This is a genomic window from Massilia psychrophila, from assembly GCF_002760665.1.
Taxonomy (GTDB): domain Bacteria; phylum Pseudomonadota; class Gammaproteobacteria; order Burkholderiales; family Burkholderiaceae_D; genus JAFCUW01.
Map to the genome: position 1 here is coordinate 53,876 of NZ_PDOB01000022.1, position 25,423 is coordinate 79,298.

Here is a 25,423-nt window from a genome sequence, read left to right on the forward strand (position 1 = left end):
ACTGCTACCGCAGAGGAGCCTCGCGGAAGAATGGTTGACAGTTTGATACTTCTTCGGGGTACACTACGTACTCTTTAACCCTCAAATTAGCCATATGTCAGACACAAAGAACGCGAAACCTAGTCCGGATGAAGACGTGTCGAGGATTAAAGAGCTGCTCGATAAGGGCATGCTAAACACGATAACCGTCGACACTTCGATTTTCGACGAAAAAGGGCGGACACTGACCAAGGGGATGTTTTCGCAGTTGACGCAGTTCGGCAGGCACCCTGCGACGCTAGTGATTTCGGACGTAGTGCTGAAGGAGATGAATAGCCATCTCGTTGACCAATTGAAGTCGGCGAAGGCGAAGTTCTCGCCTGACTTGCTGGTGGCGTGGGAGTCGTTGGGGTTGGAAAAATCCCACGTTCAAGAGTTGTTGTCGATTCTTAAAGAACGCCCGAGTTTGGAGGAGATTGCAAAAGGGCAGTTCAGCGAATTTTTAGACGAATCTGACGCGGAAATTTTGTTGGCCAAGGATCACGTTCCGATGGACGACTTGCTCGAAATGTACTTTCAGCGAAAGCCGCCCTTCGAAGAAAGCAACGTGAAGAAGAGCGAGTTCCCGGACGCGATTGCGCTGCAAACTCTTGAGGCTTGGGCCAGTAAGACTGGGCGAAATTTGATTGTCGTATCCAAGGACAAGGACTGGAAGAATTTCTGTAGCAAATCAGAATTGCTTCACCTCGTGAGTGACTTAGCTACGGCCTTGGAACTCTTGCAGACGCCCGATGAAGTGGTTAAGACCATGCTTCGTAGGGTCCATGATGAGTTGCAGGACCCAGGACGTTACCTTCACGCTGCAATGACGGAGTTCGTCGAAGACATCGAGTGGTACGAACACATCCGTCTCGACGCAGATTCGCAATTCCAGTATGAGCAGGACGAAATAGAGGTCGAGGAGGTGTCGAACATCCTCTTTCCTACCCATCTGGAAGACATAAAGTTAACGGAGTTGACTGCAGAAAATATCACGGTTACTTTCAGGACCCAAGCTGATGTGCGGTTTGTGGCTCACTTCAATTTCCGGAAGTGGGATTCGTTAGATCGCGAGTACCTGAGTATGGGATCTGGAAAAATGGAACTCACAGCCGCTTTTGAATTTGACATCATTTTGATTCTTCCGATTGCGAATGGCGCGTTCAACGATATCACGATGGATGCAGAAATTGACACAGTTGACATGCAAGTCGGCGAGATCGAACCCGACTGGATGTCTTCGAGTAATCGCGAAGACGAAAGTCCAATAAATATTGCAGCTTGGCAGCACACTTCAAGCAATCATAGATGACAATCAGGAAGGCACGCTTGGCCGCCTCGTACGCTGAAATGCGCTGGGAATGCCATACGAATTGAATGGGCATGTAATAACGAAACCGCTAGCGCCAGAGGAGCCTACAGCAGTGAATTTCGGTTGCGAAACCCTTCAAAGCCGGCGCCCTTCAAAACCGGCCCTTTTGATGCCCATGCTCTTCGGTGCCGCACACCTACGGCCACGAAGCCCGCGGCCCCCTGACGAGGTCGAAACGTCCGAGTACGTGCCAAGCAGCGAATGTCGGTTTCGAAACCCTTCGATGTCGATGCTGCGATGTCGATGCTGCGATGTCGTGGTTTTTCGATCTCGATGACCTTTGATGTCGCACACCTACGGCCGCGAGGCCGCATGCCGCCGGAAGAGGTCGAGACGTTCGATTACGGGTATTTTCCGATGCCGAGGGGGTGTTGGCTGCCGCAGACTTCGCTGCCGAAGATGTTCGATGCCGAAGCTTCTGCTCTCCGAAGAAACCTCCGGCATACACTGGCCGGGAAATTAAAGTATTAAATAGACAACGCACCTTTCCCCCTTTAAACTACTGAGACTATGCAAATCTAGGATATAAAATGATTCTTCGTTCTGTTATTTTCACTGTGACGCTCCTGCTTGCTAACTCAAGCGCAAACGCACAATATGCTTCAGTAGTCGAATCAGAAGCGGCTCGAAAGTCGAGTGAGGAAGTAAAAGTCGACGCCGCGCGCGCTGCGCTCCTCAACGCTCAGTTTTGGGTTGTTCCTAATCCCAAAGCCAGCAGCAGGCTGACGTTTCGGGAGGGTCTGAAGGGCGGCTCCGATGCAGAGTTTGTACTGACCGAGCCATCAACCTTCAAGGTTGTCGGATTTGCTCCAGATGAGTACAAAATATATCATTACGTTTTGATAGAGTTTCCCGATGGGAAGCGAGCGTATCTAGCTGAATCCAATTCGTTCGACGATGGCTCCAAGAAAAACGACCTCTTCGCCGATATCTATACTCCCGGCAAGCCACGATATGATTTCATAGAATACATTCTGACGGCCTCACCTGAGGACGTTCGCCTTGCTGAAAAGACTATGCGGACCAAGGCCACTGCTGCAGCGACAGCGTGGAAAGCACGGGGCGGGGTGTCGATCGGGATGACGCCCGGCCAGGTGCGCGCCTCAAACTGGGGAAAGCCCGACAAGATCAATCGCTCAACGGGAAGTTACGGTGTGCACGAACAGTGGGTCTACGGTAGTAACAGCTATATCTATCTGGAGAACGGGTTTGTGCGATCGATTCAAAATTAACCGTATCGCACCGAGCCTCTCCAGGTCTTGTTAGACGCTCTGAGGCGTTTCCAAGTTTTGACCGTAATTTGGCAGCAAATTGGCAGTTTGGCAGCGCACTTCAGCGCACCGTAGATCACGTTCAATGAGGTATGCCGGGCATACTCCATACGCTGAGTGTGCTGTCATGTTCTGTTGAGGTAATGTCGCAAGTTCGAAACTTGCACTCCCACCAAAATTCAGCTTTAAAATCAATAGCTTGATGTAGCGAGCGGCGATTTTAAGGCGTCGGCGGAAGCCGACACCGCGGTGAAAAATAGGGGAATTCGACGAACGATTCCACCAAATTGAGGCCCACCATGGCGTCCATCCCGCGCGGCATTCGAGTCATTGACTGGAAAAACGCCGACAAGTCCCGCTCCATCCGCTATCGCGTGCGCGTCGAGCGCGGCGATTTCATCGTCGATCGGTCGTTTGGCCAAGACGAGCTCGAAAGAGCCAAATTATTCCTAGAAGACACCAAGACGCCGCAGGGCAGGCTGTTGATCGCCCAAGGCAAAGATCGCGCTACCCTCATGGTCTCGGAGATGGAGCGGCTCGCCGCCGAGTTTGTGACGGAGGGGCGCTGCACGCTTAATCACGCGATCGACACCTATCTTCGAGCCTACGTGACTCCGGGGATTAACTGCGGTGTCGACAAGGTTCAGCAGACAGCGAAAGCCGCCGACGCGCGCCTGAATCATTGTCGGTCGATCGAAATCTCTTACATCAAACCGGGATTCATTGAGCCCTCCGGTCCGCTCGCAGGCCTTCGGGAGATGTCAAAGGGCTTCGCGCGAAAACCGATCGGCGAGTTCTATATCGACGAGCTGACGGAGCAGTCCACCACCGAATACATCAACGAGCGGCTCAAGCTCGGTCGGGCGAAAAGCACGGTGAAGCGCGAGGTCTACGCTTTGCAATCGGTGGTGAACAAGCTGCGCTACACGGACAACAAAGCTTGGAAGAAGCTCAACGGCCACAACCCATTCGCGCTAGCGGACAAAACTCTGGTCAAGGGCGGGGAGTGGCGCCGGCGGCGCATCATCACGGACGCCGAGGAGGAGGCGTTGCTAAACGAGCTGCGCTCGTGCCGCAACATCGAAATGCCGTTGGTTTTTGCCGTGGCGCTCTCGACCGGTATGCGCCGCGCCGAAGTGCTTGGGCTTATGTGGTCGCAGATCGATCTCGATCGCGGGGTGATTAACTTGGACCCTGATCAGACCAAAGCAGATGATGATCGGCTAGTGATTCTGCTGCCGGAGGCAGTTGCCGCGCTGAGATCAATCCCAATGGTGGATGAGCGAGTGTTTCATTACAAGATCGAAGGGTTTAAAACCAATTTTCGCCGCGTGCTGGAGCGAGCCGGTTTGCAGGATATCCACATGCACGACACCCGCCGCTCGTTCATTTCTCGTGTCCTGAAAGATATCACGGCCTCGCCAGTGGCTATCGCCGACATGATCGGCGCACGGAGCGTCTCGAATTTGCAAAAACGCTCCATTGATCGCATCGGCCAAGGGAACATGATCAGTGCGGGCGCGATTGAAACAGAGGAGCAGTTGCGCTCTGTGGTCGGCCACAAGGATGGTCAAACGACTTCACGCTACGCGAACATGGCGCCTGATGCGGTGAAGCGTGCGAAGTGAAACGGGCTCTCTACCCAGCGTCGCCCCATTCAGCCCTGGGAAATAAACTACGTCAAGAAGCTCCGGCGACTAGGCCGCTCATGCGGCGACGGATATAATCCTGAGTCAATTTACCGCTTGGTCACTCACGCTCTCTCGGACGGCGCGGCCGCTGGTCAAAGGTATAGGAAAGCTTGAATGGCGGTCTCCGTTTGCGCTTCAAAATCGCGATAGACGCACCGCATGTCAAGAGAACTTCTCCAACAGGCAAAATTAGCGGGCGCCATTCGCATCGGACAGCTAGTAAATCTGCGATGATCCCGCGAGTGACATCAGATCAACGTTGGCTATTTCATTCATTGGCATCGATTGCTATGATCTGCCTTCTAAAACTCGTTCTTACAAGGAAATCTCATGCCGAGTTGCTGGTCCGTGGATGGGGCAAAATGCGAAAATCTAGCCCGCGATCTAATGGCTGAAATGGCGTTGTCAATGTCGCTGACGAATGGACGTGTCTCGATAGCTGTTGGCGATTACGAGTTTTACGCTGACGCATTGTTCGGTCTCCTAGATCACAGCTACACCATTGATGAAGAGACGCTTTACCGCGAATTCGAATCTGCTGTGAGAGATCTTTTCCGCGAAAGCGACTCGTTTTCAGACCCCAAAAAATTATTGCTGAAGTTCGACAAGCGGTGCGGCGCACTGCTCGCCAAAAAGTCAACCTTCGTTGTGATCACATCTGTGAACCTAAAAGATGCAGTGCCTCGGGGCCGAACCGTCAACCAATGCGCGATTCGATTCCATAAGACGTTGCCGCGGAAATTTCGAAGCGCGCGCGCTGCTCTCCTGAAAGTGGAAAACAGCGTTGGGATCAATGTTGAGAACGACGGGTATTTGTTCGTGGAAGTGACAGTTACAGCGGTGAACGATTACACAGCGTTCGAGATGGCGATGGAAGCTCTAGCGGTGTATCGCGGACTCATTCAATTGCACGTGTCCAAGACGATAAACCAATTCGCCGGGCCTACGTTGGCTCACAGGTATCCGGCCGAGCCCCAACTAAAACTGGGGAACATACACACTGTTCATACAGCGGAGGGAGGGCCGATCCAAAATGCTCATTGGTTTGAGGAGACGATCAATAAAGACCCGGCTATAGAAGGCGAAAATTTTGCGGCGGCGGACGATGGGGTCCGCCGCTTTCTGCGCAAGATGACGAATTCATCCCCGGAGTTCAGCCAGTTTTGCACAAAATTTATCGCCGCTTACACAACTGCTCTGGATACTCGTGACGCGGACGCGAAGCTTGTTAGATTTTGGCTGTGTCTTGAATTACTTACTGGCGCCGATGATGCCAAAAATATCATCAAGCGAATTGCGTTCTTCTACAGCAATCAGGAAGTCGTAGTGGCCCAGTTGAAGGCCTTGCGGTCAGCGCGAAACTCGCATGTCCATGCCGGAGCGAAACCTCCAAGAGTCGCGCTCAAGAATTTTGTTTTGGTCGGGTTCATTGAGAACCTTATAGTTTTTGTCGTATCTAATCATTTCAAATTCGACAACCGTCAACAGTGGTGGGATTTTATGTCTACTACGACAGACATTAAAAGCATCGACGAGCAAATTGCGAGACTTCGGATGGTTAAGAAATTTGCCCGTCCGGCGAGAGGCGTCCCGGAGCAGTCCGACGATTCTCACCCGTAAGCCAAGCAATCTAAGAAATCATGAAGGCTGAGTAATCGGCCTAATCGGTGACCGGCACCGGTTGTTTGCTCGCGCGTTTTAGGTCCGCCTTGAACTGGGCGAAATCTATGACGCTGGCGCACGGCCGTTTGGCGATTGACTCGTCCACTCCCAGCAACCCATATATTTCGGAAAATTCCTTGTTAAAAAGACGGCGGGACGCGACTGTTTCAGGTCGACTGCGGCCATGGCTTTTGCCCACAACTAAAGTGGCTACGCTTTCCAAAAAATGGTCTTCGGACCACCCCCTGTCGATCAGCGCTTGATAAGCCGCATGATTCCCCAGCGCCCACGCATCGAAGAAAATGTCGCCGAGCACCTCGCCCTCTAGTTCGTCGGTCGTATGCCTGCGCAGGTCATTAATTGTTACGAGCTGCTTTCCGGGCTCTTTCAACATCTCGGCGATAGAAAAAATCGACTCCACGTTGTTGGTGCGCACGGCTACTTCCAGCGGCGACAGGCCAAAAAACGGAATTTTTTGGTGGGCTACGGGACTGCTAGACGGAGACGCGTATCCGTAGGCCGCCACGCTATCAAATGGGCGTGATCAAATGGGCGTGAGCGGCCGTGTGCGACTCCTGGCGCGCGCTAGCTGCGCGCGTCCCTCGTCCGTTTCAAAAAAAGAGTCGTCTATCGCTCCAGTCCCCACAATTTTTAGTTTGCTGAGCGTGTTGAGGTCGGCGCGCGACGCGGCGTCCACCCACTCGCGGCGCAGCGGATAATTTATGATCATATCGATCGCTGCGTCATCGGATTCGTGATAGGTCATTAAGAGCTTCCCGTGCGGGCCAAATGATCAGCTATTGCTGAGACACTGCGCAGCGACTGCCGGCGCTATAAAAAATTGCATTACGCTAAACTAGGACGCTCTCGGCGTTCCAAAATGCGGCGTTGTTGATGGTAGCAACATTCTGATGCTGACTGGGAGATTTCTCAGGCATGCCCGAAACGGTTACAGGCGTCATTTCGCGCCTTTGATATCATGCATTGCCATGCGTAAAGATTTTTTTAGCAAAAGGCTGTTGGCCTCAATTTCGGCCAACATCGGCGCTGGATCAACAATGTCCAGCAAAATCTGCGCAAGCTCGGGCTGGCCCATCTTTCGCAAACCTGTCTCTAAGGCTTGAATTTGACGCGCCCATCGTGGAACGCAGATGCTGCTGTAATGGTAGGCATCGAAGTCAGATAGCTCCCCGCTGTACAGGGCCTCGTAATCCTCTGGATAGTAATTGGGATACGCGACAATGCGCAGCGTTTCGAACGCGACCAGCTCTTCTTTTTGCAGGTCTGTCAGCGGTGAACTTCCCCCCCATAAAATTTGCGAGTTTTCCGATGGATGCTGAGCTCAGTCCGCGCAACTCTTTTTTCATGCCAATGAGTGAGCAGAAATAAGGATGGGACTGAATAACCTCAGCCGCCTTTCCGAAATCGTTGCTACTTAGCCTGTGACGAGCCCGAGCCTCGTCCTTAGCGCGGAAGAACTCTTCGGAGCCCCATTCAGCTCGGGCGGGCAGAGCGCGCGCGATTTCCTCAATTTCCGGGCGCGACAACTTCGAGGTCAGGGTGCCACGACGATACTCGCCAACGATGCTATCGGTGAAGAGCTCGAACTCTTCAATTAAGGCTCGCATCGCTGCGAATCGATCCCGGAGAGTCAGTATATTGATGACTGGAGTCCTGACAAGATGCCGTTCACTCTCCGCGTTGTCTGGGTAGCGAAACGTTTGGCCAGTTGGGTCAATGTCTCCAAAATCGCTTACAAATTCCTTAAGGGCGTCCAGCTTGTTGCTGAATCGGCGGTCTGTCGCCGTCGCCACCGAAACTAGCTCAGCCCAGAGATGGTTGATGTCATGGGTTGATGTCAGGGTCTTCTGCGGCAGCGCTGATCGAATAGGAGAGATCGCGTCGATTTGTTCCTTGATGAACAGCTCAAGCTGGTGGCGAGCGCAGAAACAGATGGGATAGATCAGGGCGTCAATGGTCCCACCCTGATCCTCCGTAACGGTATGCATGAGGATATCGACGGCCTCCGCAAACCCCAAGCTATAGCTGCGCTTGTCCACGTGGCCGTTAGTTCCGACGCACGCGTTGAGAAACTGCGATCCAGGTATGCCAGCGTTAAAGGTCTTGTTAAAAAGGGAGTCAAACGAATCCGTCACAAAATTATCCTGTTAAATGAAAGCGAAAAGTGAGACTGGACCGTAGTCGAGATATCTTGGGCCCCCGCTTGAATTTTGTCCAGACGTGGGCATTTTTTTCACCTAGCATTGGTGCGTAAGGCGGCCTTGATCCGCCGTTTTTCGTCCGCCGCGGCAGCGAGACACTCTGCGGTTCCTTGCGCTTCTTTTCGTTATACACCTGACGCATTGTCGGTATGAGGCGCCTCAGACGGGCCATTTGTGTCAATGGTCCGGGGCTGGGCGCCGTAAATCAAAGTCGCGCTTCGGAGAGCAGCGGTCCAAATGAGCCGTCGGTTTTTTTCGCGCGGATGGCGGTGGACCATTTCCCAGGTTGGCCGAGGGAGCAGAACAAAGCGAGGTCGGTTGCTGGCGTCGCGTCCACGCTTTGGCCGAGAGCGCTGTTTATGGGGATTCCTGCCAGGGTAAGCGAGGGGAGCGGAATAGCCGACAGCCTTGGTTCCGAGCGTCGGTTTACTGCAATAACACGCGCGTCGAAGGACAGGCGGATCGTGCTCATGCCATCCGCTGCTCTCTCCTTTAAGCGGAGCGCCAAAACCAATTCCGTAGCTGCCGGACAGCCGATAACCAAGGCCACGCTGCTCGCCCACACCGCGGGTGCGCTCTGCGCGTCCTGCGTCGTTGTTTGGTGGCGCCGAGGCGTTGACTTGGAGGAGGTCGACGCTGATATCAGCTCTTGAAGTTGCATCATCGCGGCAGTGAGGGCCTCCAACGATTCCGCGCATCTGACCAAGGTGTCCGAGTTATCGAGCTCTCTCATTTCAAGCCCCTGCAATCTCAATGTGAGTTCGGTGAGTGCGGTTTCCGTTGGCTCAGCTGGTGTCGCTGCCGCCTGGTCAATCAGCGCGTAGAGAGCCTGAGCCGGCGTCATGCCGTCGTCGCGATTCATGGCGAACGCCTTGAGAGCAGCTCGGCGAGCAGTGGATAGGCTGATCGCGACCGCTCTCGCGCTCCAAATGTCTGTCGTTTGCGAGGTTCGCTTCGTCGAGTTTTTTGCTTTCATCTTCGGGCCTCAGGGGTCTGTGCGTGTTAACGATGGAGCTCTTGCGATTGTTCAGGCTCACGGCCGGCACCGTGGGACCGCCCTAAACGCAGCTTCGCGACAGCGTTCGCCAATTGGCCGTTCGCTTTGCGAAGCGAGGCGCCCAAGCGGGCGAACCGATCGGCCAAACTGGGGGTCTCTTCGGTGTCAAAGGTCTTCATTACGGATTTGCAGTTGGGCAGGCGAATTTGCACTTGCCAGGCGGGCTCTTTGTTTTTTCGCTCTCTTTTTATGATGCTAGCCATGTTGTCTCCGGGTTGGTTTGGTTGCGTTTTTCTTGGATCCTCGGCCATGGCGCGCGGGACGCCGCGGCCGGACGAGCGGGATGCGAAAAAAACGCGCCGCAGTCGTCACTGCTGCGCGGGGCTATCGCAGTGGCTTATGAACACGCTCTCGTAAACCGGCCTAGAGAATCAAGGGGCCAACTCGGCATTGATAGGCGTGCGGAAACGCCAACAAATCCCTCTCCCGCAACCAAGCAGTGTTTTGTAGCATTAAGAGCACTAGCGCACAGCGCAAGGCCGAAGGCGCAGTGCTTTAGCTTGCTTAGCGTAGTCGCATGAAGGATATGCGCGATATGCGCTATATCCGACTGCAGCGCACTGCAGCGGAAGTGGCCCGACAAGCGGTCGCCTCAGCGACCGCCGGGTGTTGGGTTTTGCATTCTAGGGTTAGAAAAACGGCGAAAGTTTTTGGCTCCGCGCTGCAGCGCTGCAGTTGCCACACAGCTGCGTCCGCGATGAGTTGCTGGCAGCACTTCGAATCGGTCTTCTACCGTGACCGCTCAGAGTCATCAAACCACCAACGGTTCACTTCGCTTGACACTCCTTCGAGCTCTTCTCCCCAGAGCGTTCCGAAAGTAAATTGAGTTTCGAAAGTCAACTCGTCGGTGTAGGCCAACTCGTGTTCGAAAAATCTACCTTGCAGGGCGTCGCAATGAACGCAGCCGTTTGACATGTAGGATCGGCCTTCAGTTTTACTGGATCGACGCTTGACCGGACCAATGCCATGCTTTCGCAATAAATCGCTCGGGAGCAGCGAGTCGATTACCTGGTCTCCGTCAGCTAAGCTGTCGCTAAGTTTATAAATGCTGACTGAAATATTAGAGTGCCCCTGGAATTTTCGCGCCGCTGCGAAAACGATGTTCATCACGACGCGGGTCTCCTTTTTGCATCGCCAGCAATCGGTGGCCGCCGAATAGATCTCGACCGGTAGCTCAGCGCCGAGCGCTGGAGCAAATTTTAGGCGCCGGGTCAGCGCCCCTTCGACGAACCGGGAAAGCTCAATAGACTGTTGCCAGTTTTCCGCTTCGTTTTTGCGTCGTGCGTTATACCAGGTTGGGTCGTAGCGTGACGACGGCAAACGAACACGAAATTGCGACGTTTGGTCGTCAAAAAACAAGTTGAAGGCTGGGGTGCTTCTTGAGATCGGCAAATCGGCTTGATGAAATAGCCATAGGCCTCGAACCTTAGCTGCCTTATATCGTTCCTGGCGATGCGCGGTTTCCGCTGCTGTCTGCGGCGACCATTGAACCTCGAATGCGATTTTCGTCGGATCCTTTGAGGCCAGAACATCGGCGACCCATGAGCCAAAGCCCGGGGAGTCACCGGACTGCTCAGGAAGCGGGGTCCAATCGGTCCTCCTGATCCCGTCAACGATGATTCGTTTGGCTAGAAGATGCTCCGCGGTTTCAGGAGCCGTGGCGCAGGGGCCTCGCTGTTTGTGCGCGAAATACTTCGTCCCTAGCTTGCTTGTTTTAAGGGTAACCCCCGCGCCACAACATTGCATGCGAAGATTTTTACTTTTCGCGTTGCTCGCGCGTAGAGCTTCCCAATCGTCATTAGACTCGACTGCGAATGAAAAGACGGGCTGATCTTCTAGAAAACATTTGAGAGGCATACTTTTCCTGAGCGGACGGTTGCTTAGCGCGACCTGGATAGTTGACAAAATAAGTTGCGTCCGTCGAAAAGTCAAAGCGGGAGTTGCGCAGATACTATATTTTACGGGGCATGAAAATTCGCGACGATATTTTGCTATTATTGCCTTTCGACAAAATACGGCAGGCCCTTGGCGCCGCTCAAATTCAGGGACACATATGCGGCCATTTTCGCGCTCAATCATCGAACTGTTCGACGGCAAGCGCCGGTATCTCATCCCGCTGTTTCAAAGGCAGTATGTCTGGAGCGCAGATCCACAGCTAAACCGCATATGGGAGGACGTGAGCACGAAGGTGGAGCAGCGATTGCTCAACCAGACTACATTCCCGCATTTTCTTGGGGCGATCGTTATCGGTCAAGTGCCTACGTTCGGCAAGCAAGTTCAATCTTACGATGTCATCGATGGCCAGCAAAGGTTGTCGACCTTTCAAATCCTTTTGTGTGCTTTCCGCGATGTGGCCACGCGCCAAGGATCGGAGTTTGCCGCGGAGCTGCAAAAGCACATCGTCAATGATGGAATCATGGAGGACAAGACCGTTGAGCGATACAAGCTATGGCCGACGCAAGTGGATCGCGGACAACTGAAAGCCATCGCTGATGAAGGATCGCCGGATGCACTAGCTGCCAGGGAGAAAAATGACTTCAATATCAAAAAGACCGGTGTGCAGCCGAACATGATTCGGGCTTATCGATTTTTCTACGAAAAAATCGAACAGTTCTTAGGCGAGCCCAGGTTCGGACACTCAGTCGAGGAGCGAGTCGAGGCGCTATTTAGCTCCCTCAAAAACGATCTGGCTCTGGTTTCGATTGAACTCGAGGGTGGCGATGACCCCCAAGTAATCTTTGAGACATTGAACGGATTTGGCCAGCCTCTATTGCCTTCTGATCTGCTGCGAAACTACGTTTTTCAGAGGGCTTACAAGGAAAAACAGCGCGCTGTGGCCGGCGCGGTGGAGTCGGCGGATATAAAGAGCTCTGAGGAGCTTTACACGCAATACTGGCTTCCGCTCGATCAGCCGTTTTGGAAAACGCTTGAGAAGCAGGGGCGGATCAAGCGGGCGCGGATCGACAACTTCTTCATGCACTTTCTTGCGATGAAGAAGGCGAGCGACATCAATGTTGGCCGACTTTTTCATGAGTATCGCTCGTGGGTTGAGTCTGAGCAGCCATACTCGACGGTGGAGTCACTCTTGCGGGACACATCATCATTCGCGGATGTGTATCAGGACTTGCTTAAGCCGAGCCGGGATGGCGTCTTTTATACCTTTTCGAAAGCGCTGACCGTCTTTGATGTGAGCACGGTAGTCCCGCTTGCTCTATTCCTTGCAGGCGAGGCGAAGCTTGAAGGGGAGAGGCTGGAATCGGCGCTAGCGATGCTGGAATCATTCCTTGTCCGCAGGGCCATTTGCAACTTGACTAACAAGGCATACAACCGACTGTTCATACAAATCATTGAGCAAATTCGAGGCGCTGAGGACGTCGTCGCTGCGCTTGCAAGCGCGCTCTCGAAGCCTAAGGACGATGCGGCCTCCGCCGTCTGGCCGGACGATGCGATGTTGCGCGCTAATTGGGAATCCAAGCCTCTCTACTTGGAAATGAGCTCGGGACGCCTGCAATTCATTTTGGGTCGCATCGAGACCGCGATGCGCACCGCCAAAAACGAAGACATTGAGATCAAGTCTGCCATGACTGTCGAGCATTTGATGCCCGTGAAATGGTGGACGAACTGGCCATTGCCGGACGGTCGCTTGGGCAAAGACGCAGTGATGCGATCTGTCGAAACAAATCTCATGGGGGCTCCGGTGGATGAGGAGTCGGCCGCTCGCGATCGCGCTGTGCATACCATCGGAAACCTAACCTTGTTAACGCAAGAGCTAAACGCAAGCGTCAGCAATGGTGCATGGCTGCCTAAGAAAACTGAAATTCTCAAGCATTCTGCCTTAGCGATTAGCCGGGGTATCGCCCTAATCGAGCAATGGGACGAAGACCAGATGACCGTTCGATCTAAGACATTGTTCGCTTACGCGGCAAAAATCTGGGGGCCGCCCAATGCAAAAGCCGCGCTGACAGAGACCGTTCATGCTGGAGCCGCGTCGCCAGTCGCATAATTCCCCAAGGGCGCGCGCGACGGCATCGCTAAGCAGCGCTAAGCTCGCGGCGCCCCGCGCAGTTTCATTGAAAATTCTGCCAATCATCGGACTGATGACGGTCCCGCGTGGCCCGATTAGACGGGCTCGCGCTGCAGCGCTGCAGCGAAATTCGTTGCTCCGTGCAAACAGGGTCTAGAATGATGGGTCGCGTCACGCCACCGATACCGGCCTCACTCCCGCAAGGACCCGCATGACCCAGCCCATCACTCGCTCTCCGCACGTTTGGAACTATGAGGAAATTGACGCCGGCGGCGAGAAGCTTCGCGAGCTGTTCAAAGAGCGCAACATCAAAATCAGCGAGCATTCCGCTCTGAGCAAGTTGCTCAATCAGGCGGCGCGGTTGTCAAAGGAGTGGGAATCGAGGAGCGCCGCAAATCACACGCGAACGCTTGTCGATTCCGGCCACGCCAACAGAATTATTCAGGCGGTCATCAAAGGCGCGTCGGACCCGGGTTCCTTGGAGTGCATGAAGCGCATTGCTAACAAGGATGTCGATTTGTCCCAGCGGGCAGCGTCGCAGGGAAAAGACGCTCTGTGGGAGCTCGAGTTTCTGGCGATGCTCAAGTCCAAAGGCGTCAAGGCTCATCTTTCCGAGCCTGACATCGTTGCGAATTTCTTGTTTGACGATTGTTCGATCGCTTGCAAAAAGGTCTACTCGGACGAGGGGCGAGCCGTCGAGTCCCAGGTGCGGGCGGGCGCTAAACAAATCGAACGCAGTGGTCGGCCTGGAATTGTGGCGCTCAACATCGATGATTTGGTGCCCGCGCATGTGCTTGTCAAAGCAAAGACAACGGACGCGGCAATGGATGCTCTGGCTAATCTTGTTCGCTCGTTCCTCGATCGCCACCAAATGAGGGTGCAGCGCTTTGTGAAAGACGGGAGGATCGACGGGATAGTAATTTCAGTCACCGTGCCCTCGGACATTGAGATGTCGAGCCCAAATTTTAACCAGTTGGTCCAGATGACGCTATGGTCGCTCGAAACCGCATCCATCGATGCCAGAGCAAGGATGGGTCAAATGAGGATCGCCTTCAAGGACATCATCACGTAGCGCCATATAGAAAGGCGGGGACGCTCTCGGCCGCCGGCGCGCTCGTGAATCAGTGGAAGTCCCGCTCGGGCCGCAGAGGAGCCATGGTTGTAGAACGGTCTTTACTCGAAGGCCGCAGCCCACCGCCATGGACAAGCTATGACTGAAACCGTTTTGGATCCCGTTACGCTTGCAACGCAGCGAGATGAGCTCCGGTTGAGGCTGGCGCGCGAATTTCATGTGGTTACCCTGCTAGTGCCTGTAAAGACGGTCGCCGCGATATTGGGTCTGTCTCCGACGACAATCTACGCATACATTCGCAACGGCGCCTTTTCCCTTCCATATCGAAGGGTGAACAAGACTCCGCTCATTGCGGTAGACGATCTGATCGATTGGCTTTTGGGTCAGCAGGTAGCGCCACCTCGCAACGAGGTGCCAATGCCGAAGGCTCCTCCATCACTTGTCGCAAGCGCGCCGCGGAAAGCTTCGGCCGAGGATTCGATCGATCGAGCTGTGGCCGACGCGATGAGCCAGTTGGGGCGCCCGGCAAAAACGAAGTCTGGGATTCGTTAGCCAAAAACGAGAACGCCTCCCTGCGGAGGCGCTCTCGTTTTGGAGCTTGGTTTATCAGAGCCGCTGGCGCATCAAGTCAGCGAGTCGGCGCTCATCCAGTGGACGCTCCGTAGCTCGCTTCACTCCCAGCAGGATCATCGTTCTCAGGATCGCTGACTCCGCGGCAGGATTAAGCCCGCTGAGGATTAGCTCGGCGCGAATATCCATATCGGTCATTCCCAACTCCTCGTGAAGCGCGCTTTCATACGGCGGATGGATATCCATTAGTGGCTCCTATTTTTTTGCGACCGGGCTAAGAATCGCTCCACGCTTGGAGCGCGGTTGCCTGCCAAATCGACTTCGTTCTTGCCTACTCTTGCCGAGCAGCCTCCGCTGCAATATGAGCGGCGAATGACGTTACGAACTCCCGCAGACCCGTCATTGTGGAGAGCTCGGTATAGGCGCCTGTCTCGGCGGCTGTGCGCGGCGTTCCGATCACGGAAGCGCTAGTGTAAAGCTGCTCCTTAACCAGTCGCTGACATAATATGTCGTAGCGCTTTAAATACGAAGCGCCTTGGAATTCCCTGAATACCGGGAAGTGAGTCGATTGATCACGCACAGGTTTTTGCGACCCCATCGCATCTTCGACGACGATGAGCCAACCAACAAATGGTCGGGGTTGCTCCCCGAATGCATTCTCGCGATAAGCCGTCCAGATATCCTGAGCGGTTCCAATGGCCTCTTCAGTTCGATTGTTAAAATTGTTGCTGAACGATGGGCCAACATGGCTTTTCAGTTCGATGGCGGCGACGAGCCGCCCTTGGTGTATGACGACTAGGTCCCATTGCTTCGTCGGCCGAAAGAAGCCGGGCAGTGTCACCAGAGCCTTGCGCCGATGAATGTCCGCATGCCCTAAGCCATTTTTTTGCACGAGTTCCAGAATTAGAGAGATAAACCCGTCTAGGTTTTTTCCACCAGTGACGCCGGCTCGCTCCCCTTGATCAATCTTGCCTGCAGCTTCTTGTTTTTTCTTTGCCAGGGCTCGATTTCCCCAGAATGCCTTGATGGCCTCTTGGGCCTTAATTTCGTAGTCAGCTAGATCAAGCGCCATATTTTAAGTATTGTTGGCGAGAGCGTTTCGCTCTTGCAGGGTTAAGAAATACAACTCGGCAGAGGCCTCGTTGCACGCGGATATGTCAAGGGTAATCGCAGCGTTTGCCAACCGCTCGCGCAGCTCCGCCGGCACGCCCTCCCAGCGAGGCAGGCGGATGCGTCGCAAATACTGAGCTTGAAACCGGAGAAACCCGCCCCGCATTTTAGTCGAATAAGTGGCGATCACTAGGCGGGTGATGTTCGACAAGAGGACCGCTTGAAGGGCATGGAGATCCCAAGCGTCAGATACGACGAAATAAAGGTTGTGATGCGGGTAAAGCTTTCCGTTTTCATAGGCGACTTGAGCGTCCCCTTTAATATCCGGAATAAGCAGTTTCGGGCGGCTCGCTAAGGAGGGCGTGATGCGATCGATCGTTCGATACCAGTTCGCCGGCGATTTCTGAGCGACGTGCCGACCCGCGATTTGGTCTCGCCGCTCCTCTAAGTATTTTTTCAATTTCGGATATCGTTCGAGGTCGACGAGCGGACCCTCGTCCGTGAAAGGGTTAATCACTCCGTAGCCGCGCCACTCCACATGCCCGCTAGTCAAATCCCGTGTCATTGCAATGGGTAGCTTCCGATCGGGCTCCACGTCAAGCTCATCAAATTTGCCGATGAACGCCTTGTCGGCTCCTGTCGCCACCCCAATTCCGACCTTGCATCCGGCCTCTTCCAAAGTGGGGAAGGATTGTTCAAGCCGTTGAATTAACGCCGTTTGATCCGATGACTCCAATATCCAGGGGGACGAGCCGCACACCACATCCGCAAGGTCCTTGACGAGTGCAGAGGCCGGCTCGGTAGCGCGAAAAGCCTGCGACAGAATAGCTAAATTGGGCGCGTCCAACGCGGGGCGAAGCGCAACTCGCGTAGGACCTGGAGCTCCCTTGGAAATTACCGTGATGGCCGCGTAGGCGATCACATCGGAGTGAAACGCGTCCGCATCCACCATATCGACGTAAGCCCGTAGGTGAAAAGAGCTCGACACAAGGGCTCGAAGCGGCCCGCCGTATTTGTTCTTCATCCAACGATCGGCGCAGATGAAGCTCAACTGCCCACCATCGCCGAGCAGACGCAGCGATCGCTCAATGAAGGGGATGTAAAGGTCCGCGCGATCATACAAGGTTGCATACCGTCGGCGATACTCCGCAAGGAGAGGGGCGGCGATAAGCTCCTGTCGAACATAGGGCGGGTTGCCAACCACATAGTCGAATTTCTCGGGCAACGCGGCGAGCAAGAAATCGCCATGCACGAGCCATGAGGATGCGATGTCGCGGGCCTCATCCGTGTCGAACTCAGCAGACTCAAGCATGGCAATCAAAGCCAAGCGTGTAGTTTCGTAGCTAGAGCGGTGCAGTTCAACGGCCGTGATGCAATGCTTGATCGAATGCGCCGGCCCGCCCGCGCTCACTGCGCGGCGCCGCGCGGCTAGAAGCCTTTCAACCGCAGGGAGCAAAAAGTCGCCGCCACCGAATGAGGGCTCAAGGAGGGTCTTGTTGAAAAGGTCGGCGTCAACGGTGTAGCCGACCAAGTCCAGGATGAAATCGACTACCGTGCGGCGGGTAAAAATAGCGCCTCGTTCATCCACGGCGGAAGACTGCGACAGCGCGAACGCCGCGTCGGTGATAGAGCACAACCCCGGCAAGGATGGCTGGTCGAGAGAGATTGTCGGTGGGATTGCTGAGCTCATGGCATCATTCTAAGTAGCGGTGATAGCGGCGCCTCGCTACGCTTGACGAGCGAACGGGCTCCGGATTTTACCAGTCTGAGCGGCCGATCGCTTTGAAGTCAGCCTAAGCAATACCCTCGGCTCCTCGTCCGAAAGCAAGCATTTCCGAGAGGAGAGGAGCGGCGGGGCGCTACAAGCGGCAATCTTTCACGGGGGGCACAGAGAACAGGATCAGCGCAGTAGCGTTTGGTAGCTTAACAGATTGACTCTCTACCATCAGTCGATACGTATCCCCTCCTCGAATCCATCGCGACGCTTAATTCGCGGCCAGGCGAGCGCGCATGAATTCCGTGCCGACATTGACCGAAGCCGATGCCACCTTGCTCGATTCAAGCGGCTGGAACGAGAGGGAAGAGAACGCATTGAAGGGCGCCACCGAAGGTCAATTCGAAGCAGCAATCAGAACCCTCAGAGGCGAGCCACTTCGGGATTTCATCATAAAAAATTGGAGCTTTATGGGCAAAACCAAAATTACGAAAAGCATTTTGGCGGAGCGATGGGCACGTTCGTTGGAGCTTGCCGAGCTATTTGCAACCCGGAGCCAAGAGCTCGGTTGAGCAAGACTCTGCAGATCATGTTTGAGGAATATACGTTCGCCTCCTTGTTAAAGGTCCACACGGTTTGGCGGGAGCCTATGGTTTCACTATAGCGAATAGGGAATAGCGAATTGCGAGTAGCGGATAGTAGTCAGCGGCCAGGTCAGCTCCTGTCAGCGCGAGGACGCGGGGGTGGGCGCCTTACCACGAACGCCGTCGGACACGCGAATTTCAATCGATATTTGCTCGGCGTGGGTCAGATGCCGCAGACGCTGCCAGGGCCAAGCTCCCTCGACGGCGATCGGTTGGATGTTGGGTGGCCCATCTGGCGCCTCGGCCCACGTTCTGCGCGCTTGTTCGACCAGATAAATCGAACGCTGGCTGCGGTTGCGTGAATCGCCACGACTTCTGTAGACACTCTTGAGCCATAATTCTAGGCTAAAGGAGTGAGTATGAGCGGCAAAAGATACACGGAAGAATTCAAGATCGCAGCGGTCAAGCAAGTGGCGCAGCGTGGACACCCGATCAGCGAAGTCGCTGATCGGCTTGGCGTGAGCATCCATAGCTTGTACGCCTGGGTAAAACGGTACGGCGTTCCGGAGGAAGAGCGGAAAGCGGTCGATGCCCAGAGCGACGAAATGCGGCGGCTGAAGGCTGAATTGAAGCGCGTCACAGAAGAGCGCGACATCCTGAAAAAAGCCGCGGTGTACTTTGCCAAGACGTCCGGGTAAGGTACACCTTAATTGTCGCGCTTCAGGACAACTATTCAGTGCGTCGGCTTTGCAAGATGCTCGAGGTGCACCCAAGCGGCTTCTACGCCTGGCGTCTGCAGCCAGAGAGCCAGCGTGCGAAGGAAGATAAGCGCTTGCTTGTCCCAATAAAGCATTCATGGCTTGAAAGCGGTGCCGTGTACGGCTATCGCAAAGTCAGCGACGACCTGCGCGAGCTTGGTGAGCCGTGCGGCATCAACCGCGTCCATCGACTGATGCGATCTGCCGGGATTCGTTCACAGACCGGCTACGGAAAGCGCAAGTACAAGCGCGGCGGCGCGCCGTCACTTGTGGCACCGAACCACCTGCAGCGCCAGTTCGACGTTAAAGAGCCGAATCGGATTTGGGTGACGGACATAACTTATATCCGTACCTACGAAGGTTGGTTGTACCTGGCCGTCGTGTTGGACTTGTTCTCACGCCAGGTCGTTGGATGGTCGATGAGCTCGCGCATTGACCGCGAACTGGCAATGAATGCGCTCTTGATGGCCGTCTGACGCCGGCAGCCGAAGAATACCGTCATGGTGCACTCGGACCAGGGAAGTCAGTTTAGTAGTTACGACTGGCGAGACTTCCTCGATGCCCACAACCTGCAGCAAAGCATGAGCCGGCGCGGAAACTGTCACGATAATGCTGTTGCCGAAAGCTTCTTCCAGCTAATAAAGCGTGAACGTATTCGGCGAAAAACCTACGCGACACGCGCCGAGGCCAGGGAAGATGTCTTCGACTATATCGAGATGTTCTACAATCCAAAACGTCGGCATGGGTTCAATGAGAATCTCTCGCCGGTCAATTTTGAAAAGCAGTATTTTGAGAGGCTTGCGAGTGTCTAGCAAACTCGTGGCGATTCAAACCGCTCAAAATCCCGCTGAGAAGACGCCATGACACCCCTTGAATGTTCTCGTTATTGAACTAGCTCGAGCCGAGCATTTTTCATGCCGTTGCGGCGTTGCTTAATGAGCCGCAAGATTTTCCGACCTAGTTACCAACTCTGGATATTGCCGCGGCGCACCAAGCTGGAGCAGCCTTATAGCAGGCTTAGTGCGCAAGGTCCGGCTTGGCCCAGTCATAAATCTCTTGGGCGAGCAGGACCGTGTCAGACATACTCGTTACTCGAAATCCATCCCGCTCCAATTTCCATTCGTGTTGGTCGATCACTTCCTCTATGCGCTTGTATTCCTTGGGTTCGATTGCGTCCGCGTCAGGAAGCAACAAGAAAAGCCCGATCGAGTCAAAGTCGCGAATTCTGCGATAGGTCGTCAGGTCAAGGCTGGCTTTCAATTGGTTCATCTCGACGGTCTGCGCTGATTTGTAGGCGGCTGAGGTGACACTTCCACAGGATTTGGCCGTGAGAAGGTTGAGGTCTAACCAATGCTTATGGCCGTCGGGGTCGTCCAGCAGCAGGCCCTGCTTTTCCGAGACCACGAACTTCTCGAAATCCATTCCAGCGATTCTTTTGAGCTCGGCGTTGACCAAAGCTCTCGCGCGTGGCGTGTCGATCGATTCGAAATCGTTAACTTTACGTTTTGCCGAAGGCGCCATGACCACCACTTCGTTAAAGAGCCGCTCGACAGTCAACTCCCTATCCTCGCCGGAAGTGAAGCTAGGTTGGGCCAGCATTAGGCAGTGGGTGTGGAATCGGATTTCAGGAATGGCTGTCTTGTTCTGCACCGCGTAGCGCAGAGCTTCCTCTGCGTAGGCCAGCAGCTCCCGGACTGACTTTTGCGGGAAGTGCTCATGATAAAGGCACTCGAATTTCTTGAAATCGTCGAGCAGCTTGAAGTGTAATCGTTCGCCTGGCGTCTGAACGACGATGCCTATGGTGAAACGCTGTGGCACGAAGGCGTCAGGTTGCAGTTCTACGGTGGTCCACGCGCCGGAAAAGGCAGCCTTTGGAGTCGGCGACGCTAGGCGGCTCAGATGTTGTGAACTTCCATTGCTGAATGTCATGAGGCTTGGGCTCTGCGCCGGAGTGTTGGCGTTGCTCATGCGATGACTCCCAAATTGTTGGACAGCCATCCGGACTGGCCGCGCTGATCGAGCATTTGCACGATGGCCTGGGTCGCAGCGGGGGCGTGTTCAGGAATGAGTTTGGAAATGATATCAGCCAGGTCGGCTTTTGCGTCCACGAGGGCTTGCGCATGGCCGTTGGCGGCGTGCGCCATGTCGACCTGAAACCGCTGGTAGTCCGCAGTTGAAAGCGCCTTGCGTGCCTCGACCATCAGGCTGCGCTCTTCGAAGCCGCGCCCGGTTGGGGCCCATAGCAAATCATGAAGGATCGATTCGTGGTCGATCGCCACATACCCGCCCTTGCTGGACTGGATTACGTTGCCAAAATTTCGATCTCGCAGATCACCCCACTGGTCGAAGGCGGCGATCTTCCTTGCGTCTTTGCTGCGGAGGCAATTTTTCCGAGCAGTAAAATAGAACATCTTGTGGATCTGCCGGACCACTTTGCCTGCGACAATCTCACTGCACCAAGCCGGGCATAAAGCCATTCCGTCAAACTTGGAAGGCAGCGGTCCGCACTTGCGCAACTTGTCCACGGGGACCAGAACGATGGCGGCGAACGCGGGACATGAAACGTCGCTCTTTCGGGCTAACAGCCAGCCAATCGCCTCGCACAGCAAAGCGGCCCCATCTAACGGAAGCAGCTTTACGAAACAGTCATGGATTTTGCCTGATGCGTCGGCGATCCTGGCCAAATGCGTCGTTTCGTTCAAGCCTGCGTTGCCTGGCTTGCCGCGAAATTCGCGCCACGCTGACGCGTCGAGGATGGGGACGCTCATGCATTTTCTCCGTTGGCCATGTTCGTTTCGAGCAAGATCATTTCATTGCTGCATTATTGTTAATAATACATAGCTTACCCTATCAAAATGATTCGCATGGCATTCTTTGCTTTTGGAGAATGTTGCATCCATGTATAGATTATCGGGTTAGCAAGGTGCGGCGAGAAACGAGAGACGGGAGACGTGTGAATGCCAAAAATCAGTTCCGCATCTCAAGCTAGGCCCGAGAACTTTCGGGGCATCAATGATCATCAATTTCCAATTGTTGCGGAAGTGTTTGCCACATAAGCGTTTGATTGTTATAAGAAAATTTGAAGACTTGAAAACTGGCGACGGTGTGAGCCGTTCGTGAGTTCGAATCTCACCGCTTCCGCCAAGCAATAAAACAGCCCCGAAAGGGGCTTTTTTATGTGCGCCCAGCATGGGCGCACTCTTGTGGGTGAAAGTCCCGCGCAAGCTGACCACAGCGAGCGAAGTGAAGCGCAACTGCGGAAGGGCGACCGACTGTGGAGAGGAAGCGTGGAGCGCAACTGCGAGCCGATGTACAAGAATCGGATAGAAGGCGCTGCCAAGCAAGGCGAGCGGGCATAAAACCGCGAAGCTTTTGTGGTCAAGGCGAAGTGGCGTAAATCCGGCGGTTGTGCAGTGAAGGAGTGCGTTCTTACCTGGGGAGATCTCGCCTCATGTCTGAAAGGATGACGGCGCAAGCCGGAGCGAGAAGTCAGCAGAGGTCGTACTAGCCGCAGTCCGGGTGAAGGGCCGAACGAGAAGGAGCGTTTACCATCATGTCGATGAGGAAAGCATTGCATCAGATGCCCGCGCCAGCGGGGCGGGCCACGGTAGGGGACGGTGAAGCTGTCTCTGGTGTGGTCAGCGATGAAGCTCGCCTCCCGCGGCGTGACACGGAAAATGCAGTGCAGGCCTTGCTTGAGCAAGCGCTTGCGAGAGAGAACATGCAACGCGCGTGGAAACGCGTGAAGGCAAACAAAGGTGCGGCAGGCGTGGATGGCATGGACATCGCACAGACCAGGCGCTATCTGACGAACGCACGGCCGAACATCAGAAACCAATTGATGGCATGCACGTATCGGCCCAGTCCGGTGCGTCGCGTCGGCATTCCCAAGCCAGATGGCAGCGAACGGGAGTTGGGGATACCCACCGTGGTCGACCGACCGATTCAGCAAGCCGTCCTGCAAGTGCTGCAACCGCTGATCGATCCCACTTTTAGTCAACACAGCCATGGATTCCGTCCGGGCCGTCGCGCGCGTGACGCCGTGCTTGCAGCACAGCAACACGTACAGGATGGCTACCGGATCGTGGTCGATGTCGATCTGGAGAAGTTCTTTGATCGCGTCAATCACGATGTGCTGATGGACCGCCTAAGGAAACGTATCGACGATGCCGGAATGATCCGGCTGATTCGAGCCTACCTGAATGCGGGCATCATGCGCGGCGCTGTGGTAGCCGTCCGTGTCGAGGGCACGCCGCAAGGCGGTCCGCTTTCGCCGCTGCTGGCCAATGTGTTGCTCGACGAGGTGGATCGTGAACTTGAATGCAGGGGTCAACGCTTCGTACGCTATGCCGACGACAGCAATGTGTATGTACGCAGTCCGAAAGCTGGCGAACGGGTGATGGCTTTGCTCAAGCGCCTCTATGACAAGCTGCACTTGAAGATCAATGAATCGAAAAGTGCAGTGGCAAGCGCGTTTGGCCGCAAATTTCTGGGTTACAGCCTGTGGGCAGCCCCGAAGGGCGAGGTCAAACGAGCTGTGTCAAAGAAGGCCCTTGCGACGTCCAAGCAGCGGATACGGCAACTGACGCGCCGCTCAGGCGGGCGCGGCATACCCCAAGTGATTGAACCGCTACGGCGCTATATGCTGGGTTGGAAAGCGTATTTCGGGTTGGCGCAAACCCCAGGAGTCTGGCGTAAGCTTGACGAATGGCTCAGGCATCGACTACGGGCAATCCAGCTCAAACACTGGCGGCGTGGAAAGACAATCTACCGGGAACTGCTGGCACTGGGAGCATCGGCAAAGGTTGCACGGCTAGTGGCGGCCAACAGTCGCCGCTGGTGGCACAACAGCCGCATGGCGCTTAATTCTGTGCTCACGATTGCCTACTTTGATCGCCTTGGCTTACCTCGGCTCTCATAACCTCAACTACTCGAACCGCCCGGTGCGGACCCGCATGCCGGGTGGTGTGGCAGGGGAGCAGCTTCAATAGCTGCCCCCTATGCCGATTGCTTGGCGGAAGCGAGCAGGGCGCCTGCGCGCCCTGCGTGTGAGATTCGAAGGGCTGGCCCTCCCAGACCCGCCCTCTCCGAATCGCCCATCCGCTGCCGCTTCGCGGCAGCGCCGCGCGCCGCAGGCGCGCATTCGTGGTTCTAATCAAGTTTCCTCTAACCATGACAAACCGCTCCATCACACGCTTGAAGCCCGTTCCCCGCCGGGAATACCAAGTCGATGTGCCCGCCGTTGGACGAAATACCGGATGGGCGAATCCGGAAAAACGACACAACTCCCGTCCGTTGCTTTATCTCGTCTCCGCTTCCTGTTCATTGAAATCGAGCTCCGTCGTGTCCTGCAAACACAGCACAATCGGATACGCGCTCATCCGTTTCTGGGTCTGTGCCCAGTGCGGCGCCATAATGTCTTGCCACTCGACGTCCGGGTTGCCCAGGAAGCGGTAGGCGGCACAGGTTTCGCTCCAACTGCGGCAAGCCATAGGGATGCTGGCCGTCGGGTTCGCCGTAAATCGTTCCATCAGTATCTTCGCCCTCTTGTCGAGGCGACCGTCTCCCAAGTCAAGTCCAGCGAATTCTTGCTCTGTAGCCGGATCATCCAGACTTGTCTCGTTGATTCATCGCGCATTGCGTTGGCTCCAGTGATTGATGAAGCCGCAATGTTGAAAGGCTTACCTTACGATTAGAAGGTGGGGTGAAATTCCGGCAAACAAAAGACGAGAGTAAACTTGAAACGTCGCCAGTTTACAAGGGGCGCAGCAAGTCATTGAAAGTTAACGACTTTTTCGAGCGCGTGACGACCGTGGTCAGACTTGTGTATAACGTAAGCGGGAATTTCGCCCTACCTTCCAATCGTGAGGTAGACCTTCCAAAATTGCGGCTTCATCAATCACTGGAGCCAATACAATGCGCAATGAATCGACGAGACAGGCCTGGGCGGTTCGGCTGCAGGAGCAGGCAAATTCCGGGCTTGGCATCCGGCCCTGGTGCGTTCGCGAAGGGCTGGCAGAGGCCAGTTTTCATTACTGGCGCAAGCGGCTAGCATCGCCGTCCACCGCCACCGCCACCGCCACCAGACTCATTGCGCTGCCGATGGTGGCGGGGCACCAGGAACCGATGCTGGAACTGCGCACTCCGCACGGCTACGTGATCCGCCTTTCGCACCACGAGCAGGTGCGCTGGCTTGGTGGCGTGCTCGAGGCGCTGCGCTGATGTGGGGCACACCGCAGGGCATGGTGTACCTGGCCACCGGCCACCATGACATGCGCAAATCGATCAATGGCCTGGC

23 protein-coding genes, 1 tRNA gene and 2 pseudogenes are annotated in these 25,423 nt (G+C 55.0%); 13 read left to right on the forward strand and 13 right to left on the reverse strand.

Annotated features, from left to right (window positions below; all coding sequences use genetic code 11):
- Positions 1-94 precede the first annotated feature (94 nt).
- The 5 genes from CR103_RS14055 (at position 95) to CR103_RS14070 (ending at position 5,972) form a co-directional block, all read left to right on the forward strand.
- Positions 95-1,330, forward strand: coding sequence for a PIN domain-containing protein (locus CR103_RS14055; RefSeq protein ID WP_099916605.1), 1,236 nt, complete (start codon positions 95-97; stop codon positions 1,328-1,330).
- 261 nt (positions 1,331-1,591) lie between these two features.
- Positions 1,592-1,861, forward strand: a complete 270-nt coding sequence (locus CR103_RS22145; protein WP_143752620.1) for a hypothetical protein — start codon at positions 1,592-1,594, stop codon at positions 1,859-1,861.
- 59 nt (positions 1,862-1,920) lie between these two features.
- Positions 1,921-2,622 carry a hypothetical protein gene (locus tag CR103_RS14060; RefSeq protein ID WP_099916606.1) on the forward strand — a complete coding sequence of 234 codons (702 nt, stop codon included), beginning with the start codon at positions 1,921-1,923 and terminating at the stop codon, positions 2,620-2,622.
- A gap of 338 nt (positions 2,623-2,960) precedes the next feature.
- The gene (locus tag CR103_RS14065; protein ID WP_229443061.1) at positions 2,961-4,289 is read left to right on the forward strand and encodes a site-specific integrase; all 1,329 of its coding nucleotides are present in this window, start codon (positions 2,961-2,963) and stop codon (positions 4,287-4,289) included.
- A 471-nt stretch (positions 4,290-4,760) separates the two neighbouring features.
- Positions 4,761-5,972 (forward strand): hypothetical protein, encoded by a 1,212-nt coding sequence (locus tag CR103_RS14070; protein WP_218968488.1) that lies wholly within the window; start codon positions 4,761-4,763, stop codon positions 5,970-5,972.
- 40 nt (positions 5,973-6,012) lie between these two features.
- On the opposite strand, the gene CR103_RS14075 is transcribed toward CR103_RS14070, so the two are convergent.
- From CR103_RS14075 to CR103_RS14095, 7 genes are all read right to left on the reverse strand, one after another.
- Positions 6,013-6,450, reverse strand: a complete 438-nt coding sequence (locus tag CR103_RS14075; protein WP_099916608.1) for a hypothetical protein — start codon at positions 6,448-6,450, stop codon at positions 6,013-6,015.
- A 108-nt stretch (positions 6,451-6,558) separates the two neighbouring features.
- The gene (locus CR103_RS14080) at positions 6,559-6,780 is read right to left on the reverse strand and encodes a hypothetical protein (protein ID WP_099916609.1); all 222 of its coding nucleotides are present in this window, start codon (positions 6,778-6,780) and stop codon (positions 6,559-6,561) included.
- 192 nt (positions 6,781-6,972) lie between these two features.
- Entirely contained in the window at positions 6,973-7,110 is a 138-nt protein-coding gene (locus CR103_RS22750) for a hypothetical protein (protein ID WP_180279399.1), read from the reverse strand.
- A gap of 82 nt (positions 7,111-7,192) precedes the next feature.
- Complete coding sequence (locus CR103_RS14085) at positions 7,193-8,170, reverse strand: hypothetical protein (protein WP_099916610.1); 978 nt, start codon at positions 8,168-8,170, stop codon at positions 7,193-7,195.
- A 271-nt stretch (positions 8,171-8,441) separates the two neighbouring features.
- Positions 8,442-9,098 carry a hypothetical protein gene (locus tag CR103_RS14090; protein WP_143752622.1) on the reverse strand — a complete coding sequence of 219 codons (657 nt, stop codon included), beginning with the start codon at positions 9,096-9,098 and terminating at the stop codon, positions 8,442-8,444.
- Positions 9,099-9,238: 140 nt separating this feature from the next.
- Complete coding sequence (locus CR103_RS22150) at positions 9,239-9,496, reverse strand: hypothetical protein (protein ID WP_143752623.1); 258 nt, start codon at positions 9,494-9,496, stop codon at positions 9,239-9,241.
- 526 nt (positions 9,497-10,022) lie between these two features.
- Positions 10,023-11,150 carry a competence protein CoiA gene (locus CR103_RS14095; protein ID WP_180279400.1) on the reverse strand — a complete coding sequence of 376 codons (1,128 nt, stop codon included), beginning with the start codon at positions 11,148-11,150 and terminating at the stop codon, positions 10,023-10,025.
- A 196-nt stretch (positions 11,151-11,346) separates the two neighbouring features.
- Here CR103_RS14095 and CR103_RS14100 point away from each other — a divergent pair, with 196 nt between their 5' ends.
- The 3 genes from CR103_RS14100 to CR103_RS14110 all read left to right on the forward strand — a co-directional run bounded on the left by CR103_RS14100 (position 11,347) and on the right by CR103_RS14110 (position 14,941).
- Positions 11,347-13,296 carry a DUF262 domain-containing protein gene (locus CR103_RS14100; RefSeq protein ID WP_099916613.1) on the forward strand — a complete coding sequence of 650 codons (1,950 nt, stop codon included), beginning with the start codon at positions 11,347-11,349 and terminating at the stop codon, positions 13,294-13,296.
- A 232-nt stretch (positions 13,297-13,528) separates the two neighbouring features.
- A complete protein-coding gene (locus CR103_RS14105) occupies positions 13,529-14,389 on the forward strand; it encodes a hypothetical protein (RefSeq protein ID WP_099916614.1) in 861 nt (286 codons plus the stop codon).
- A 138-nt stretch (positions 14,390-14,527) separates the two neighbouring features.
- Positions 14,528-14,941, forward strand: a complete 414-nt coding sequence (locus CR103_RS14110; protein ID WP_099916615.1) for a helix-turn-helix domain-containing protein — start codon at positions 14,528-14,530, stop codon at positions 14,939-14,941.
- 54 nt (positions 14,942-14,995) lie between these two features.
- Here CR103_RS14110 and CR103_RS14115 read toward each other — a convergent pair whose 3' ends face one another.
- The 3 genes from CR103_RS14115 to CR103_RS14125 form a co-directional block, all read right to left on the reverse strand.
- A complete protein-coding gene (locus tag CR103_RS14115) occupies positions 14,996-15,205 on the reverse strand; it encodes a hypothetical protein (protein WP_099916616.1) in 210 nt (69 codons plus the stop codon).
- Between the two features lie 85 nt (positions 15,206-15,290).
- Complete coding sequence (locus tag CR103_RS14120) at positions 15,291-16,031, reverse strand: PaeR7I family type II restriction endonuclease (RefSeq protein ID WP_099916617.1); 741 nt, start codon at positions 16,029-16,031, stop codon at positions 15,291-15,293.
- A 3-nt stretch (positions 16,032-16,034) separates the two neighbouring features.
- Positions 16,035-17,759, reverse strand: a complete 1,725-nt coding sequence (locus CR103_RS14125; RefSeq protein ID WP_099916618.1) for an Eco57I restriction-modification methylase domain-containing protein — start codon at positions 17,757-17,759, stop codon at positions 16,035-16,037.
- Between the two features lie 320 nt (positions 17,760-18,079).
- Between CR103_RS14125 and CR103_RS14130 the strand changes: the two genes are divergently transcribed.
- Together CR103_RS14130 and CR103_RS14140 are read left to right on the forward strand one after the other, a co-directional pair.
- Positions 18,080-18,355: a hypothetical protein gene (locus tag CR103_RS14130; RefSeq protein WP_099916619.1), complete on the forward strand. Its 276-nt coding sequence runs from the start codon at positions 18,080-18,082 to the stop codon at positions 18,353-18,355.
- A gap of 431 nt (positions 18,356-18,786) precedes the next feature.
- Positions 18,787-19,937 (forward strand): annotated as a pseudogene (locus CR103_RS14140) (IS3 family transposase).
- Between the two features lie 205 nt (positions 19,938-20,142).
- Here CR103_RS14140 and CR103_RS14145 read toward each other — a convergent pair.
- Both CR103_RS14145 and CR103_RS14150 read right to left on the reverse strand, forming a co-directional pair.
- Positions 20,143-21,093, reverse strand: coding sequence for a hypothetical protein (locus CR103_RS14145; RefSeq protein WP_099916621.1), 951 nt, complete (start codon positions 21,091-21,093; stop codon positions 20,143-20,145).
- The gene (locus CR103_RS14150) at positions 21,090-21,893 is read right to left on the reverse strand and encodes a hypothetical protein (RefSeq protein ID WP_099916622.1); all 804 of its coding nucleotides are present in this window, start codon (positions 21,891-21,893) and stop codon (positions 21,090-21,092) included. The genes CR103_RS14145 and CR103_RS14150 overlap by 4 nt, the downstream gene beginning before the upstream one ends.
- A 269-nt stretch (positions 21,894-22,162) precedes the next feature.
- Between CR103_RS14150 and CR103_RS22755 the strand changes: the two genes are divergently transcribed.
- Both CR103_RS22755 and ltrA read left to right on the forward strand, forming a co-directional pair.
- Positions 22,163-22,269, forward strand: a tRNA-OTHER gene (locus tag CR103_RS22755).
- Between the two features lie 409 nt (positions 22,270-22,678).
- Positions 22,679-24,046: a group II intron reverse transcriptase/maturase gene (ltrA, locus tag CR103_RS14160; RefSeq protein WP_099916623.1), complete on the forward strand. Its 1,368-nt coding sequence runs from the start codon at positions 22,679-22,681 to the stop codon at positions 24,044-24,046.
- Between the two features lie 397 nt (positions 24,047-24,443).
- On the opposite strand, the pseudogene CR103_RS14165 reads toward ltrA, so the two are convergent.
- Positions 24,444-24,752, reverse strand: a pseudogene (locus CR103_RS14165) (IS4/Tn5 family transposase DNA-binding protein); the annotation flags it as partial.
- Between the two features lie 289 nt (positions 24,753-25,041).
- Here CR103_RS14165 and tnpA point away from each other — a divergent pair.
- Positions 25,042-25,347 (forward strand): IS66 family insertion sequence element accessory protein TnpA, encoded by a 306-nt coding sequence (gene tnpA, locus CR103_RS14170; RefSeq protein WP_099916624.1) that lies wholly within the window; start codon positions 25,042-25,044, stop codon positions 25,345-25,347.
- Positions 25,348-25,423: the final 76 nt, after the last annotated feature.